Consider the following 15,485-nt stretch of genomic DNA (forward strand, 5'->3'; position numbering starts at 1 on the left):
CGTCGGCTGCACCAGGCATGAATGGACCTCGATGGAGGTCCATTTTGGTGGGAGACGACGCGGGTGCGAGGAGAAAGCACCGTACCCATGCGGGCGTCAAGGTGCTAACGCATTCCCGCTTCAGACGTTGCCGGTCAGCTGAGGAAGCACTTCAAACAGGTCGCCGACAATGCCATAGTCAGCGACGCCGAAGATCGGCGCTTCCGGGTCCTTGTTGACCGCGACGATCACCTTCGAGTCCTTCATCCCCGCCAGATGCTGGATGGCACCGGAAATGCCGACTGCAATATACAGCTCCGGCGCGACAATCTTCCCGGTCTGGCCGATCTGCAGGTCGTTCGGTGCGAAGCCGGAGTCCACCGCGGCGCGCGAGGCGCCAATGGCAGCGTTGAGCTTCTCGGCCAGCGGATTCAGCAGCGCAAAGTTCTCGGCACTGCCCAGGCCCCGTCCGCCAGACACCACCACTTTGGCGCTCGTCAGGTCCGGGCGGTCGCTCTTCACCAGGTCGCGGCGGACGAACCTGGACAAGCCGCTGTCGCCAACTGCCGGTGCCTGCTCGATCGCGGCGTTGCCGCCGTCCGCCGGCGCGGCATCGAAGGCCGTCGTGCGCACCGTGGCGACGATGACTGCGTCGGCGGACTGCACCGTCGCGATGGCGTTGCCCGCGTAGATCGGGCGTTTGAACGTGTCGGCGGCTTCGACGGTAACGATCTCGGAGATCTGGGCCACGTCGAGCCTGGCTGCGACGCGAGGCGCAATGTTCTTGCCGGATGGGGTCGCCGCGAAGAAGATGTGCGTGTACGCAGGCGCCAGCGCGACGATCTGCGCTGCGAAATTCTCCGCCAGCGCGTCGGCAAAATGGGGGGCATCCACCAGAATAACCTTGTCGGCGCCCTGGATGCGGCCGGCAGCTTCTGCCGCGGCTTGCGCTGCATGGCCCGCTACCAGCACGTGGACGGGCGCACCGACCTTCAAGGCAGCGCTGACAGTGTTGTACGTCGCTCCCTTGAGCTGGGTGTTGTCGTGTTCGGCAATAGCGAGGGTCGTCATAGTTAGATCACCTTTGCTTCGTTTTTCAGTTTGGCGATGAGAGTGGCGACGTCTGGCACGACGACGCCCGGCTTGCGGGCGGCAGGCTCTTCGACGCGGAGCGTTTTCAGGCGCGGGCCTGGATCGACGTTCAGCGCTGCGGCGGTCACGATGTCCAGCGGCTTCTTCTTCGCCTTCATGATGTTCGGCAGCGTCACGTAGCGCGGCTCATTGAGGCGCAGGTCCGTCGTGACGATCGCCGGAAGCTTCAGCGAAATGACTTCCTGGCCCCCGTCGACTTCCCGCGTCACCGTCGCCCAGCCGTCGTTCACTTCGATCTGGCTGGCGAAGGTGGCCTGGGGCCAATCGAGCAGCGCGGCCAGCAGCTGGCCCGTCTGGCCCGCGTCGTCGTCGATGGCTTGCTTGCCCAGGATGACCAGGGCGGGCTGCTCCTTGTCGACGACGGCCTTGAGCAGCTTGGCGACGGCGAGGGACTGCAGTTCTGCGTCCGTTTCGACCAGGACGCCGCGATCGGCACCGATCGCCAGCGCGGTGCGCAGCGTTTCCTGGCTTTGCGTGGTGCCGCACGACACGGCGATCACTTCGGAAGCAACGCCGGCCTCCTTCATGCGGGTGGCCGCTTCGACGGCGATTTCATCGAACGGGTTGATGGACATCTTGACATTGCCGATGTCGACACCGGTCTGGTCCGACTTGACGCGGACCTTGACGTTGTAGTCCACGACTCGTTTGACTGCTGCGATAACTTTCATTGCGTGTTCCTAAATGTGCTTCGTGGTGCGTTGAATTGGCTCGATCAACGCCACAACTGGTGGGTGGTTGCCGATGGGGTTGCGGTCATCGCGGATCACCCGCACCGTTTCCGCAACCGAAGGGAGCGCGAGAAACTGCCTCGGTGGAATGGTGATGGCGGTGCCGGCGCGATCCCCGCGCACGACGCATCGGGAGTGGCCGGCGAGAATCACCGCGGCCGAGCCGGCCGGCAGGATGAATTCCGAGTCGACAAGGTGGGCGCTCGGCAGGTATTTGTCCGTCCGTGCCATGATGTTCAGTGCCACCACCGGAGCGTCGATCAGCGATGCCGTCCAGTCGATGGAACCGTCATAGATCGTCGGCACCAGGTACTGGAGCGGGACCACCCGCTCCGCAGCTCGCAGCACCACGCCTTTTCCTTCAACGATGAGCGATAACCGTGTCATGCCTTCGAAGCGCGAGTACGGCCCGTTCGCATCCACATTGGCCAGGCTGATGCGCCACTCGCCATCGCGCTCGGCCAGCAATCGCGTGACCCCGCCGCCGTTCTGCCAGGGCTGTGCGGGCACGAGGCTCAGCCATTTCGCTTCGAGCTGGCTCATGTCCGCAGCGATCACGAAACCGCGCCGAGGCCGTACTTCCCGGTCAGGAGATCGCCGGTTTCGAAGCGCTCGATGGAGTACGGCTTCAGCGAAACGTCCGTCGGCAGGCCAAGCGCCTCCTGCGCGAGCACGCGACCGACCGTCGGCGACAGCTTGAATCCATGGCCCGAGAAGCCATAGCCGACAACCAGGCCTTCGATTCCCGGCAGCTTGCCAAGGACGGGATTCCAGTCCGGCGTCACGTCGTAGACCCCGGTCCACGAAGACGCGATGCCGGCCGTCTCGTAGTTCGGGAAGCGCTCGGCCACCTGCGCGCCGACTTCGACGATGTAATCCATCGGGATGTCGCCTTGCTCCACCTCCGCGGATTGCAGCTTCTCGCCTACGATGCCTTCGCTCACCAGCATCTGGCTGCCGCCATAGCTGCGGCAGTAGAGCATGCCGGGCGAGCCCAGATCCTTGAAGACCGGCATCGAGTAGCTGTACTTCGCTTCGTTGCATTCCAGGGCCAGCACGGCATGGCGTTCCGGCACCACGGGCAGCGAACGGCCGGTCCAGCCGGCCAGTTCCGGCGTCCAGATGTTCTGGGTGCTGATCACCATCGGGGTGGAGAAGTCGCCGATCGAAGTCGAGACGCCGACAACCTTGCCATTCTCGATCAGGACGCGATGGACCTCGGCATTCTCGCGAACGGTCACGCCGCCGCGGCGCGCGGCACGGGCAAAGCTGGTGGCGACCAGATAGGCGTCCGCAAATCCCGCTTCGGGCTCATAGCCGATCAGGGCCGCGTCTTCGAACTGCGCGATGGGCAACAGTTCTTTCGCCTGCTTGCGGTCCAGAAACTCCAGGGGAATACCTTGTTCCTGCTGCTGCCTGAGCGAAGCGCGCAGCGGCTCAAGCTTGTCGCCTTCCGGGGAGACGATCATGTAGCCGCACTTGACCAGCCCGCACGAAGCCTCGTCATCGCCGAGATACGTGGCGAAGTCCTCGAACACTGCCCAGGAATGGCGAGCCAGCTCGACGTTCTCCTTGACCGAATAGTGGGTACGGAGAATGCCCGAGGATTGGGAGGTCGTCCCGGCACCGATGCTGCCCCGGTCGAGCACCAGGACGTTCTTTGCGCCGAACCTGGCGAGATGAAATGCTACCGAGCTGCCGATGACACCGGCGCCAATCACCACTACGTCGTATGAGTTCACAGATGCACCTTCCATTGAGAGGTTGTGTCGGAAGTCTGGTGCAGGAGCAGCGGTGGGCCGGCTTATATAAGCGCAAGCGATTCTTAGCAGAATCGGAAGCAAACCTGGGTGCCTTTTGCGGCATGTTTTAGGGGCCATCGCCGTTCCAGCGACATTCCTGGCCGAGGGTTGGCTGATAATCGCCGCGAACCGGACGCTCCTTTCGCGGATCGCAGGCCATATCACGTATCGTGGCGACGGCTCCTAGAATGAATAAAAGGCGCGTCCGTGTAATGGGTTGGGTCTGGCGCGCACTGAGGTGAAGGAACGGAGTGCGACCATGCCGAATGAAACCGACTATGACTCCCTTGCCGTGGAGGTTGAGCGATTCTGGACAGAGGACCTGGAAGGCAAGGGGCATGTCGAGGTGCGAAGCTTCGATAATCCCGAGTTCGTTGTCACGCTGCTTGCGGTGGCCAGGGACAGAAATGGCCGCTGCTGGCTTCGGTGCAAGGACGGGACGAGGCGCTACTCCTTGCTATGGTGGCCCGCGCAGTTCTACTTTGCTGGCAGCCGCCCCGACGATGAATTGATCCGGCCGAAGCGGGCGAGGGAGCCCGGCCTGCTGGAGTGACAGCAGCAAGCCCTGACGGCAATGGGGATCATCGGCCCGGGTGCAGCGCAATGTCAGGGCGCCGCCATTCCATGTTAGAGTCACCGCTCACTTGAATGCCGATAATGAGAGAGAGAGCAACCGAACGGTACCCGGACTGGGACCTCCTCGCCAGCTGGGTGGCTGTTGTCGAAGCGGGTTCGATATCCGACGCCGCCGACCGGCTGAATATCTCCCAGGCTGGCGTTTCGCAGCGCATCAAGGCCCTGGAGACGCTGCTCGATACGATGCTTCTCGACCGCGCAACGCGGCCCGCTCGCCCGACGGCTGCGGGCCAGCGGCTGTTCGACCAGGCGACCGTCCTGCTGCAGGGCGCCGACCAGATGGTGGAGAGCGTACGGAACGTTACCCGCGCCAAGCGCGTCGTCGTCCGGCTCGGTTGCGTTGATTCGTTTGCGGCAACGATCGGTCCGATCATCATCAAGGCGTTGTCGGGCACCTCACACCAGATTCGGCTCTGGTCCGGTATTACCCCGGCACTCGATGCCCAGCTGGAGGCACGCCAGCTTGATATCGCCGTGACGACAAGCGATATGGCGCAATCGCCGGGGGTGCGGAAACGCAAGTTGTTCACCGAGCCCTACTTCGTCGTCCTGCCGAAGGATTTCGACATCGATCGCTTTACGACGCTGGCGGACCTGAGCAAACACCTCCAGCTGATCCGGTATAGCGCGCGTTCCGTCATCGGCCAGCACGTAGACTCGTATCTCGCGGCGCATGCAGAGAATATCGAGCGCTCGTGCGAGTTCGACGCGACTGACCCAATGCTTAGCCTGGTGGCTGCCGGGCTTGGATTTGCCATTACCACGCCACTGTGCGTATGGCAGTCGCGCCACTATGTGCCTGAAATCAAGGTCGTGCCGCTGTCGGCGTTCTCACGCCATGGACGCCCGTACGGCGGCTTGAGCCGTTCGTTTTTCCTCTCGTTTCGCGAGAATGAGCTTGGCCATTTGCCTGCGGACCTCTATGACATGCTCCGGCGCGTCTTCGAGCGACAGGTTTCGCACGATATCGCCAGGGCGATGGCGCTGAAGCCGGAAGACGTTTGCCTGCAAGGCGAGGAGTAGGGCCCGCAGCGCCTGCCCGGCGGCTGCCGGCGCGATCAACCTTTGGTCCGCGGCGCCACGCGCAGATTCCGTTTCCAGACATCTCCCGTGGCATCGTCGATGACGCCATGGAAAACGCCGCGCACCTCTTCAATGGAGATGGTTGCGGCAACACGGTGTTCGATCCAGAGCCCGTGCACCAGGCCCATGGCCTGGATTGCGTAGACATTGGCCAGGGCCCGGCTGCAGCCGGCTTCTCGCAGATCATGCGTGAAGTTCGAGCGCAAGCGGCGCGAGAAGGCCACACACAGCCGCTGAACCTGACGGTCGTGTGCGGATGAACTCCACATGTGTGGCCAGACGTTGGCCACACCGGGGCTTAGCACTTCATCGCTGAAACACATATCCGCCGTGAACTTCATGCGATCGATGGGATCCGCGATGTCCCGCCTGCCGGCCGTCAGTTGTTCCCGTACGCGCTTGATCAGGTACACGAACGTCCTGTAGACCAGGTCGCTCTTGTTATCGAAGTGGTGATGCACCAGCCCGACCGAGACGCCGGCAAATTCACTGACCTTGCGAATGGTGAGGTTCTCCAGGCCTACCTGGCCGACCACCTCCAGCGTGGCTTCCACAAGCTTGAGCGGCATGCCCTCGAACAGGGCGGCATCTTCCCTGGCATTGCGAGCGCCGGGGGTTTCCATGGTGTCTTTATTCATTCCAACGGTACTTGACTGAGCCGTCTCTTAGGGCGGGCGGGGCGTTGGGCCTAATGGTACCTCCATTTTCTGCGCTCTGAACACGCGTTCAGGGCGTTCGGGCGTCATCTCTCGCCGGATCAGAGGTTGTCTTCTTGAACAGACGTTCACTGATTTGGTGCCATACGCGCCAACTTTTTGCATTCCAATCCTCGGGTTTTCCCTTATTTTATGCGAGGCAACTAAGGGAATACCAGATATTTGACTCTCGCGCCTTTGGTTGTATAGTTCGTTCCGTCGCACTGTGTTGAACGTCTGTTCAGTTTTGACCCCGCCGGAATCTCCGGATGCATGCGCCAATGACGTCGGCAGCGCCTCTGTCTCCGCTCTGTCCCGGCGAAATTGGCCAATTCGGGTGAACGAGCGATCAGCGAAATCTGCCGCCATCGGGCAAGGGAGATGTGCGCCGTGAGTCATGGGTCGTTCCGGCAAGCAATGCACAGATCACGCCGGGTTGTCGAAAAGCGACCACGTTGAAGGGGCTCCCGATTACCCATCACTGCATTGGATTCATTGCATAAGTGGGGATGAAGCAATAAGGAGTTCTTTTTGTTCCCACTAATCTCGAAAGCGAAGTCGGCAGGGCGAAAGAGAAACACAGAAGCCCTCTCCATCCCACCCGACTACCCGGTTTTGTTTTAAACGTTTTGTTAAGGAGTGAGCGTGATTTCAGGTCCCCAATTTCCGATGCCGACAAATGAACCGGAAGTGAGTTTTCGTCCGGGAACGGAAGCAGCACATGCACTGAGCAAAGCCCTCGAGCAGCGCGAAGTCGTCGATATTCCGACCGTCATTGGCGGCAAGAAGTACTTCTCGAATGACACGGTCGACGTCCGCGCCCCGCATGATCACCAACGGCTGCTCGCCCGCATCCACCGGCCCACGGAGAGCCAGGTACAGGAAGCCATCGCAAACTCGAAGACCGTGGCGCGCGACTGGGCGGCCCTGACGCAAGCAAGCCGCGCCACGATCCTGCACCGTGCCGCGGAGATCATCGCGACCCGACTGCGCGTCAAGATCAATGCGGCAACCATGCTGGGCCAAAGCAAGACGATCGACCAGGCCGAACCCGACAGCGCTTGTGAACTGATCGACTTCCTGCGCTTCAACGCCTTCAATGCGCAGCGCGTCTATGCCGAGCAGCCCCTGTCAGTGCCGACGGCCGTCAACCGCGCTGACTGGCGCCCCCTGGAGGGCTTCGTCTATGCCGTCTCGCCGTTCAACTTCACGGCAATTGGCGGCAACCTGACCACAGCGCCGGCAATCATGGGTAATACGGTGCTCTGGAAGCCGTCCGAGAAATCGGCGCTGGCCAACTACATCTTCTACGAAGCGCTCGAGGAGGCCGGCCTGCCGCCGGGCGTGATCAACTTCGTCCCGGGCGAAGCCGAGATGACCACCCGCGTGGCACTCGGCTCGGCGGACCTCGCCGGCATCCATTTCACCGGTTCGTCGTCGGTGTTCCAGTCGCTGTGGAAGGGCGTTGCGTCCAAGGTCGACGGATACCGTACGATTCCGCGCCTGGTCGGCGAGACCGGCGGCAAGGATTTCGTCCTGGCGCACGCATCCGCCAACGCGTCGGAAGTCGCGATCGCGCTGATCCGCGGCGCCTTCGAGTACCAGGGGCAAAAGTGCAGCGCCGCTTCGCGCGCCTATATTCCGCGCAGCCTGTGGCCGGCCGTTTCGCAGGAACTGCGCGCCCGGCTTGCCGAGCTCAAGGTGGGCGATGTCGCCGACTTCAATACCTTCATGGGCGCCGTGATCTCCCAGGCGTCGTATGAAAAGCTAAGCCGCGTGCTGGCGGCCGCCAGGGACGACAGTGCCGTGAACGTGGTCTTCGGCGGCAAGACATGGTCGGAGCCCGGTTACTTTGTCGAGCCGACAGTGCTGGAGGTGTCGAACCCGAAGCATGACCTGATGACGCAAGAGTTGTTCGGCCCGGTGCTGTCGGTCTATGTCTACGACGACAACGCGTGGGACGAGACCCTCGCGCTGATCGACGCGACCAGCCCCTACGCGCTGACGGGGGCGATCTTCAGCTATGACCGCTTCGCATTGCACCAGGCTGAGTCGGTGCTGATCAATGCGGCCGGCAACCTGTACCTGAACGACAAGCCCACTGGCGCCATGATCGGCCAGCAACCTTTCGGCGGCGGGCGTGCCAGCGGCACCAATGACAAGGCCGGCTCGTATCTGAACCTGCTGCGCTGGGCGTCGCCGCGCGTCGTCAAGGAAACGTACCTGCCCCCGCGCGACTGGCGCTTTGGCGCCTGATTGCCAGGTCCGGCTTCCCCCAAAGGAGAACACGATGTCGACGATTGTCTCATTCAAAAACGTCCAGAAGACCTACGACGGTGAAACGTTGGTTGTGAAGAATCTCAACCTTGAGATTGAAAAGGGCGAATTTCTCACGATGCTCGGACCGTCTGGCTCTGGCAAGACGACATGCCTGATGATGCTGGCCGGCTTTGAAACGGCCACGCATGGCGAGATTCTTCTTGAAGGGAAGCCGATCAACCGTATTCCGCCGGAGCGCCGGAATATCGGCATGGTGTTCCAGAGCTACGCGCTGTTCCCGCACAAGTCCGTTGCCGAGAACCTGGCGTTCCCGCTGAAAGTGCGCAAGATGCCGAAGAGCGAGATCGAGGCCAGGGTGTCGCGCGCATTGCGCATGGTGAACATGGACAAGTTTGCCGACCGCATGCCCGCGCAGATGTCGGGCGGCCAGCAGCAGCGCATCGCAGTCGCGCGGGCGCTGGTGTTCGAGCCGGCACTGGTGCTGATGGACGAGCCCCTGGGTGCGCTCGACAAGCAACTGCGTGAGCAGATGCAGTACGAGATCAAGCAGATCCACGAACAGAGCGGCCTGACGGTCGTCTATGTGACGCACGACCAGGGCGAGGCGATGACCATGTCAGACCGCGTCGCCGTCTTCAACAACGGCGTCATCCAGCAGCTGGCGCCGCCGTCCGAACTGTACGAACAGCCGGAGAACGCATTCGTCGCCAGGTTCATTGGTGAAAGCAATGAGCTCAAGGGCGTGATCTCCACGCTGGAGCGGGACCGCTGCATCGTGAACCTGGACGGTGGCCACACGATCCGCGCAAGCGCGAGCAAGGCTGTCCGCCAGTCCTCAAGCACGAGCATTTCGTTGCGGCCGGAGCGTATTGCCGTTGGCGAGGCGGCCCGCGCCTGTGACAACGTCTTCAAGGGCGGCGTGAAGGACCTCATTTACTACGGCGACCACCTGCGCATTGTCATGGATGTCTGCGGCCGGCCTGATTTCGTCGTGAAGCTGCCGAACGATGGACCCGCCCGCAGGCTGCGGGTCGGGGATGCCGTGGAGATCGGCTGGATGGCTGAAGCATGCCGTGCACTGTAGCCGGCGACGTCAACCAGACGTTTGCCGTGGGGCTGTGGCGCAAGCAAGGCAGCCTGCCGATCCATTGACTCAACGAGGAGGCGCGGTAGCGACCGCCGGACAAGATGATGATTCCTACTGATATTTCGGCGCCGACAAGCAAAGTCCTGCAGGTTGCCGCTGCCGATTCGAAGAGCCTCAAGGCACGGCTGCGGAACGCGGAGCGGGCAGGCCAGATGAAGGCGCTGCTGCTGATCCTGCCGCTGCTTGCCTTTCTGCTTGTCACCTTCCTGCTCCCCATTGGCAGCTTGCTGATGAAGAGCTTCCAGGACCCGACCATTTCCCAGGAGTTGCCTCGCGCGGCCGCAATGCTGCGCGAATGGGACCCGAAAGCGGGAAAGCTGCCGGAAGAAAAGGTCTATGCGGCTTTTGGCGAAGAGCTGATGGCCAGCAAGGAAGCCGGTGGCGCCACGCGCATTGCCTCCCGGCTGAACTTCGATGAGGCGGGAATGCGCAGCCTGATCATGAAGACGGCGCGCCGGCTGCCCGGAGAGGATGGGCAGCCATGGCAGCAGCGCCTGTCCGCGATCGACGGGCGCTGGGCGGAAATCGGCACATGGTCGACGATCAAGTACGCGTCCTCGCCCTGGACCCTCGCCAACTACATCAAAGCGCTCGATTTCAAGCGGGATGCCGATGGCTCGATCGTGATGCAGGAGCCGAGCGAACGACTCTACATCGACGTGTTTATCCGCACTGCATGGGTCAGCGTGCTTGTCAGCCTGCTGTGCCTGCTGCTGGGTTACCCGGTTGCCTATCTCCTCGCGAACATCCCGGCCCGGTACAGCAACATCCTGATGATCATGGTGCTGCTGCCGTTCTGGACTTCCATCCTGGTGCGCACCTCGGCGTGGGTGGTCGTACTGCAGACCAATGGCGTGCTGAATGACATTCTGATCGGCCTCGGTATTACGGACACGGGCCTGGCACTAATTTACCGGCGCTTCAGCGTACTGGTGTCGATGACCCACATCCTTCTGCCGTACGCCATCTTGTCGCTCTACAGCGTCATGAAGGGTATCCCCAACATCTACATGAAGGCGGCGCGATCGCTGGGAGCAGGCCCGATCCAGTCCTTTTTCCAGGCCTACTTCCCGCAAACCTTGCCGGGTGTCGGCGCGGCAGGAATGCTGACTTTCATCCTAGCGGTCGGCTACTACATTACGCCGGCGATTGTCGGGGGGCCGGACGACCAGCTTGCCAGCTACTACATCGCCAACCACGTCAACACAACGCTCAACTGGGGCCTGGCCAGTGCGCTTGCCTCGATTCTCCTGGTCGGCGTGGTCCTCGTCTATGCCATGTTCGTGCGATTGACCGGCGGTGCCGGTGTGAAGCTGGGGTAAGACCATGTTCAATTTTCCTGCCTATGTGACCCTGTGGGGCCGTGTCGGACGCTATGCCCATGTCGGCATTTCCCTGCTGATCCTGGTCTTCCTTTGCCTGCCGGTGCTGGTTGTGATGCCGCTGTCGTTCAATTCGCAGCCTTACTTCACCTATCCGATTCACGAATTCAGCCTGCGTTGGTATCGCGACTTCTTCGGCAGCGAGGAATGGATGCTGGCATTGCGCAATACGATGATGGTCGGCGTTGCCTCAACGCTGCTGGCGACGATCCTTGGCATCGGTGCTTCGCTCGGGCTGATGCACCCCAGGCTCAAGGGCAAGTCGATCATTACCGGCATCCTGGTGTCTCCGATGATTGTTCCCCTGATCATCACCGCGGTCGGGGTTTACTTTGCCTTTAGCCCACGGGGACTATCGAACAGCCTGGTGGGGCTGACTCTCGCCCACGCAGCGCTCGGTGTGCCGTTCGTCGTCGTGACCGTGACAGCCACGCTGGCCGGCTTCAATGAAACGCTGACTCGTGCGGGCCGCAGCCTCGGTGCGTCGCCGATGCGCGTGTTCATGGAAATCAAGCTGCCCATTATTGCCCCCGGCGTCGTATCCGGTGCGTTGTTTGCCTTTGCCACATCGTTCGACGAGATTGTCGTGGCGCTGTTCCTGACGGGTACGGACGAGCGCACGGTGCCGAGGCAGATGTGGTCGGGGATCCGCGAGCAGCTGAGCCCGACCATCCTCGCGGTTGCGACGGTGATGGTGGTCGTCTCGACACTCCTCCTGCTCACGCTCGAAGCATTGCGACGCAGAACCGAGCGCCTGCGCGGCAGCGCCGCCTTCGCCCATTAATAGCCGTCCGCCTCGGACATCGAATTCAGTCGAACGTTTTTCCGGATTACTCATATGTTGTCGGAACTCAAACAAATGCAAACCGCAACCGCGGATCTGGGCGTACTGCGTCAACGCATTGACGAGGCGTCAGGGTTGAGCGAAGAAGTCGTCGTGCAGGCGCTGATGCGTGAAGCCAGGATGGACGGCCCGACACTGGCCAGGACGCAGGAGCTGGCCATCAGGCTCGCCCAAGGCGTCCGGGACGCACGCATCAACGCCGGTGGAGTCGACCTGCTGACGCAGGAGTTTTCTCTCGACAGCCGCGAGGGGATTGCGCTGATGTGTCTCGCCGAGGCCATGCTGCGCATTCCCGACACCGCGACGCGCAACCAGCTGATTCGCGACAAGATCGTCGATGGCGACTGGCGCGCGCACATCGGCAAGTCGCCGTCGCTTTTCGTCAATGCCACGGCGTGGGGGCTGCTGGTAACCGGAAAGCTGCTGAAGCAGCCGGATGAATCCGCCCTGACCGAGGCGCTGACCAGCGTGCTGCGCAAGGGCGGAGAGGCGGTTGTGCGCGCCGGGGTCGCCTATGCCATGCGCATGCTCGGCAAGCAGTTCGTCACCGGACAGGCCATCGAAGAAGCCATCGGTGCCGCGAAGGGCCGCGAGTCCAATGGATACCGTTACTCCTACGACATGCTCGGCGAGGCAGCATTGACGGATGAGGACGCGAATGCGTACTTCAATTCCTATATGCATGCCATCGAAGCCATTGGCCAAGACGCCAAGGGCAGGGGGCCGATTGACGGGCCGGGCGTCTCGGTAAAGATTTCCGGCCTGCATCCGCGCTATGAACTGGCTCAGCGCGACCGGGTCATCAGCGAGATGTATCCGCGCCTGTTGCGCCTGGCTGAGCTGGCCAAGCGGTATCAGATCGGATTCCATCTTGACCAGGAAGAGTCCGCCCGGTTTGACCTGACGCTGGAAATGCTGGAGCGCCTGTGCCGTGAGCCGAGCCTGCGCGGCTGGAACGGTATCGGCATCTCGTTGCAGGCGTACCAGAAGCGCGGCCATGCCGTCGCGCAATGGATTGTCGCGCTGGCGCGGGCCACCGGGCGTCGCATCAATATCCGGCTGGTCAAGGGCGCATACTGGGATACCGAGATCAAGCTGTCCCAGGACGCCGGCAGCGCCGGTTACCCGGTATTCACGCGCAAGGTCCACTCCGACGTCAGTTACCTGGCGTGCGCGAAGATCCTGCTGGCGGCGCCGGATGCCATCTTCCCGCAATTTGCGACGCACAATGCCTTCTCGATCGCTGCGGTGCATACGCTGGCCGGCAACCAGGAATATGAATTCCAATGCCTGCATGGCATGGGCGAGACCGTGTACGACCAGGTGGTCGGCAAGTCGAAGCTCGGGCGCCCGTGCCGCATTTATGCGCCGGTCGGCCCGCATGCCACGCTGCTTGCCTACCTGGTCCGGCGCCTGCTGGAAAATGGCGCGAATTCGTCCTTCGTCAACCAGATTGTCGATCCCGAAGTCAGCATCGCGGATATCGTCGAGGATCCCGTTGCGCGCGCCATGCGAACCGGCGGGAAACCTCATGCAGGGATTGTCATGCCCACCGGCGTGCTGCCGGGGCGTGTCAACGCCGGTAGCCTGAACTTTGCCAGGTCGAAGGATTTCGATGCGGCGGTGGAGGCCCTGCGCACCGTTCGGGTGGTAGCACACTCGGTGGTATCAGGCGGGCACGAAGTCCAATCCGAAGCCACGGCATTGGTATATTGCGCCAGCGACAACTCGGAAGTGGTAGGCACGGTCGCGGCTTGTCACGGCACGACGGTCAACGCGGCGCTGGATGCCGCCGCGCTGGCCGCGCCGGCCTGGGCCCAAAGCGATGCGCATACCCGGGCGTCCTGCCTTGAGCAGTTTGCCGGCGAACTCGAAAGGAATGCCTGCCGCCTGGGCGCACTGCTGGTCTACGCCTGTGGCGCCACGCTGCAGGAAGCGGCGGAGGAGGTGCGCAACGCGGTGAATCTTTGCCGCCTCTACGCGTATCAGCTCAAGGCAGAGCAGGGGGCCGGCAGCGGGCAGGCATTGGGTATCGTCGCGAGCCTGACGCAGTGCGGCAGTCCGTTGTCGAGCTTTATCGACCACGTTGCCGCGAGCGTGGCTGCAGGCAACGTCGTGATTGCCCGGCCTTCGCTGGCAGGATCGCTTGTCGCCTACGAGGCCACCAACCTTTTCGCGCGCTGCGGCATGCCTGAAGGCGCCCTGCAGCTCTTGCTTGGCGCGGAACCGGCGGTCTTGAAGGCGTTGCTGGCAGATCGGCGGGTCGCCGCGGTGCTGTACGAGGGGGACAACGTCAACGCGAGCCTGATCGCCGCACAAGTGGCAGAAGCCGGTCATCAGCCGAGGTTCCTGGCCCGTGTCGCGACCGTGAATGCCATGATCGTAGACAGCACCGCGCTGCCGGAGCAGGTCATTTCCGACGCGATGGTTTCCGCATTCCGGAACGCGGGCCAGCTGGCGACGTCGTTGCGCGTCCTGTGCCTGCAGGATTCCACGGCCGACACGGTGCTGCGCATGCTCTCCGGCATGCTGAGTGAGCGGGAGACCGGCGATCCCTTCTCCTCGTCTGCCGATATCGGACCCGTGGCGACCCGGGAACAACGCGATGCCGCGGAATCTTATGTGGCGGACATGACCCGACGCGGATTCAAGGTCGTTCGCGGTCGCCTCGGAAAGGGTTGCGACAAGGGCAACTTCGTTGCCCCCACGATCATTGACCTTGGAGAGGCCGACGCGCTGAAGGAAATCACCCCTTCGGTACTTGGGCCCGTGCTTCATGTCGTTCGCTGGCGTACCGGAGCGCTGGACAGCATGATCGACCGGCTGAATGCCGTCGGATGCGGTGTTGTGGGACTGCATACGCGGATCAATGAGGCTGCTGGCGCGCTTCTGTCGAGAACTCAGGCGCATAGCGTTTGCGTGAATCGCGCCATGCACAAGCCGTTTGTCGGCATGCAGCCGCATGGCGGCAGTGGTGCCGCGGGAATCGGTCCCATGGCAGCGGGGCCGCTGACGCTGTACGCGTTGCAACGCAAGGAAGAGAAGCCGGTGGTGGCGGCCACGGGGCCGTTTGCACCATCGGCGACGCTGTCGAGCGACAAGTTCCATGAATTCCCGGTCCACGGCAAAGGCGGCCGCCTGGTGGTCCGACGCGAATTCATGCAGAAAGAGAAGATGTCTGCGCGAGCAAGAGTGGAAGCGCTGCGCGCGCTGGCCGCAGAGCAGCGCGGGGCCATGGCGGAAGTCTCGAGTCAAGCCGCGCGTGTTACGGGGACGATTGCGGCACTGGCACCGGTCACCTTGCCGGCATTGACGGGCGAGGAAAATACGTATGAGTACCTTCCGCGCGGGCAGGTCCTGTGCATTGGCGACTCACTGCAAACGCTAATCGCCCAGGCCATGGCGGCAACGGCATTTGGCAATGAAGTGATCCTGCTGAAATCCGCTGCAGGCAGTGAGGTCGCCGCACGGCTTCAGGGGACTTGCCAGGTCGTCGATGCGCATGATGCCGTTAGTGTCATCGGTGGCGCCGTTTCAGGCGTCCGTCCGTCTGCGGTGCTGGTGACATCGGGGCACGGAGACTTGCGGCAGATCCGGGCAGCCGCCATCAAGAGGATGGTATCGGTGGTGCTCGCCGATGAGCAGGGCACATACGACTGGACGGGGCTGGTGCGCGAGCGTGTCACGACGGTCAACGCAAGCGCGGCGGGTGGCAATACGCAACTGATGGTCCTGAGTGAGGACGGCCTCTAGC

Annotated in this window: 12 protein-coding genes; 7 read left to right on the plus strand and 5 right to left on the minus strand. The window is 62.4% G+C overall.

Annotated features, from left to right (window positions below):
• Nucleotides 1–120 precede the first annotated feature (120 nt).
• From ACIP1U_RS29955 to ACIP1U_RS29970, 4 genes are read right to left on the minus strand one after another with little or no spacing between them, the layout of a single operon-like run.
• Nucleotides 121–1,050, minus strand: coding sequence for an electron transfer flavoprotein subunit alpha/FixB family protein (locus tag ACIP1U_RS29955; protein ID WP_400322798.1), 930 nt, complete (start codon nt 1,048–1,050; stop codon nt 121–123).
• A gap of 2 nt (nt 1,051–1,052) precedes the next feature.
• Nucleotides 1,053–1,802, minus strand: coding sequence for an electron transfer flavoprotein subunit beta/FixA family protein (locus ACIP1U_RS29960; protein WP_400322800.1), 750 nt, complete (start codon nt 1,800–1,802; stop codon nt 1,053–1,055).
• A gap of 9 nt (nt 1,803–1,811) precedes the next feature.
• On the minus strand, nt 1,812–2,405 hold the full coding sequence (locus ACIP1U_RS29965) for a HutD family protein (protein ID WP_400322801.1): 594 nt from the start codon (nt 2,403–2,405) through the stop codon (nt 1,812–1,814).
• Nucleotides 2,406–2,416: 11 nt separating this feature from the next.
• Nucleotides 2,417–3,604 carry an NAD(P)/FAD-dependent oxidoreductase gene (locus ACIP1U_RS29970; protein WP_400322802.1) on the minus strand — a complete coding sequence of 396 codons (1,188 nt, stop codon included), beginning with the start codon at nt 3,602–3,604 and terminating at the stop codon, nt 2,417–2,419.
• 319 nt (nt 3,605–3,923) lie between these two features.
• On the opposite strand from ACIP1U_RS29970, the gene ACIP1U_RS29975 reads away from it, so the two are divergent.
• Nucleotides 3,924–4,217, plus strand: a complete 294-nt coding sequence (locus ACIP1U_RS29975; protein WP_400322803.1) for a hypothetical protein — start codon at nt 3,924–3,926, stop codon at nt 4,215–4,217.
• A gap of 95 nt (nt 4,218–4,312) precedes the next feature.
• Complete coding sequence (locus ACIP1U_RS29980) at nt 4,313–5,323, plus strand: LysR substrate-binding domain-containing protein (RefSeq protein WP_400322805.1); 1,011 nt, start codon at nt 4,313–4,315, stop codon at nt 5,321–5,323.
• 35 nt (nt 5,324–5,358) lie between these two features.
• Here the strand turns inward: ACIP1U_RS29980 and ACIP1U_RS29985 are convergent, their stop codons facing one another.
• Nucleotides 5,359–6,021 carry a TetR family transcriptional regulator C-terminal domain-containing protein gene (locus ACIP1U_RS29985; protein ID WP_400322807.1) on the minus strand — a complete coding sequence of 221 codons (663 nt, stop codon included), beginning with the start codon at nt 6,019–6,021 and terminating at the stop codon, nt 5,359–5,361.
• Nucleotides 6,022–6,747: 726 nt separating this feature from the next.
• Here ACIP1U_RS29985 and pruA point away from each other — a divergent pair.
• From pruA to putA, 5 genes are all read left to right on the plus strand, one after another.
• Nucleotides 6,748–8,334, plus strand: coding sequence for an L-glutamate gamma-semialdehyde dehydrogenase (gene pruA, locus ACIP1U_RS29990; protein WP_400322809.1), 1,587 nt, complete (start codon nt 6,748–6,750; stop codon nt 8,332–8,334).
• Between the two features lie 34 nt (nt 8,335–8,368).
• The gene (locus ACIP1U_RS29995) at nt 8,369–9,442 is read left to right on the plus strand and encodes an ABC transporter ATP-binding protein (protein ID WP_400322811.1); all 1,074 of its coding nucleotides are present in this window, start codon (nt 8,369–8,371) and stop codon (nt 9,440–9,442) included.
• Nucleotides 9,443–9,546: 104 nt separating this feature from the next.
• Nucleotides 9,547–10,827, plus strand: coding sequence for an ABC transporter permease (locus tag ACIP1U_RS30000; RefSeq protein ID WP_400322813.1), 1,281 nt, complete (start codon nt 9,547–9,549; stop codon nt 10,825–10,827).
• Between the two features lie 4 nt (nt 10,828–10,831).
• Nucleotides 10,832–11,671, plus strand: a complete 840-nt coding sequence (locus tag ACIP1U_RS30005; protein ID WP_400322815.1) for an ABC transporter permease — start codon at nt 10,832–10,834, stop codon at nt 11,669–11,671.
• 54 nt (nt 11,672–11,725) lie between these two features.
• Nucleotides 11,726–15,484, plus strand: a complete 3,759-nt coding sequence (putA, locus tag ACIP1U_RS30010) for a bifunctional proline dehydrogenase/L-glutamate gamma-semialdehyde dehydrogenase PutA (RefSeq protein WP_400322817.1) — start codon at nt 11,726–11,728, stop codon at nt 15,482–15,484.
• Nucleotide 15,485: the final 1 nt, after the last annotated feature.

This window comes from Cupriavidus sp. NPDC089707, assembly GCF_044748965.1.
Taxonomy (GTDB): domain Bacteria; phylum Pseudomonadota; class Gammaproteobacteria; order Burkholderiales; family Burkholderiaceae; genus Cupriavidus.

What these genes read in the sequence shown, in the direction of transcription:
- pruA (WP_400322809.1), top strand. Translation starts at nt 6,748, where the DNA reads ATGCCGACAAATGAACCGGAAGTGAGTTTTCGTCCGGGAACGGAAGCA.
- ACIP1U_RS29995 (WP_400322811.1), top strand. Translation starts at nt 8,369, where the DNA reads ATGTCGACGATTGTCTCATTCAAAAACGTCCAGAAGACCTACGACGGT.
- ACIP1U_RS29965 (WP_400322801.1), bottom strand. Translation starts at nt 2,405, where the DNA reads ATGAGCCAGCTCGAAGCGAAATGGCTGAGCCTCGTGCCCGCACAGCCC.
- ACIP1U_RS29980 (WP_400322805.1), top strand. Translation starts at nt 4,313, where the DNA reads ATGCCGATAATGAGAGAGAGAGCAACCGAACGGTACCCGGACTGGGAC.
- ACIP1U_RS29960 (WP_400322800.1), bottom strand. Translation starts at nt 1,802, where the DNA reads ATGAAAGTTATCGCAGCAGTCAAACGAGTCGTGGACTACAACGTCAAG.
- ACIP1U_RS30000 (WP_400322813.1), top strand. Translation starts at nt 9,547, where the DNA reads ATGATGATTCCTACTGATATTTCGGCGCCGACAAGCAAAGTCCTGCAG.
- ACIP1U_RS29975 (WP_400322803.1), top strand. Translation starts at nt 3,924, where the DNA reads ATGCCGAATGAAACCGACTATGACTCCCTTGCCGTGGAGGTTGAGCGA.
- ACIP1U_RS29985 (WP_400322807.1), bottom strand. Translation starts at nt 6,021, where the DNA reads ATGAATAAAGACACCATGGAAACCCCCGGCGCTCGCAATGCCAGGGAA.
- putA (WP_400322817.1), top strand. Translation starts at nt 11,726, where the DNA reads ATGTTGTCGGAACTCAAACAAATGCAAACCGCAACCGCGGATCTGGGC.
- ACIP1U_RS29955 (WP_400322798.1), bottom strand. Translation starts at nt 1,050, where the DNA reads ATGACGACCCTCGCTATTGCCGAACACGACAACACCCAGCTCAAGGGA.
- ACIP1U_RS30005 (WP_400322815.1), top strand. Translation starts at nt 10,832, where the DNA reads ATGTTCAATTTTCCTGCCTATGTGACCCTGTGGGGCCGTGTCGGACGC.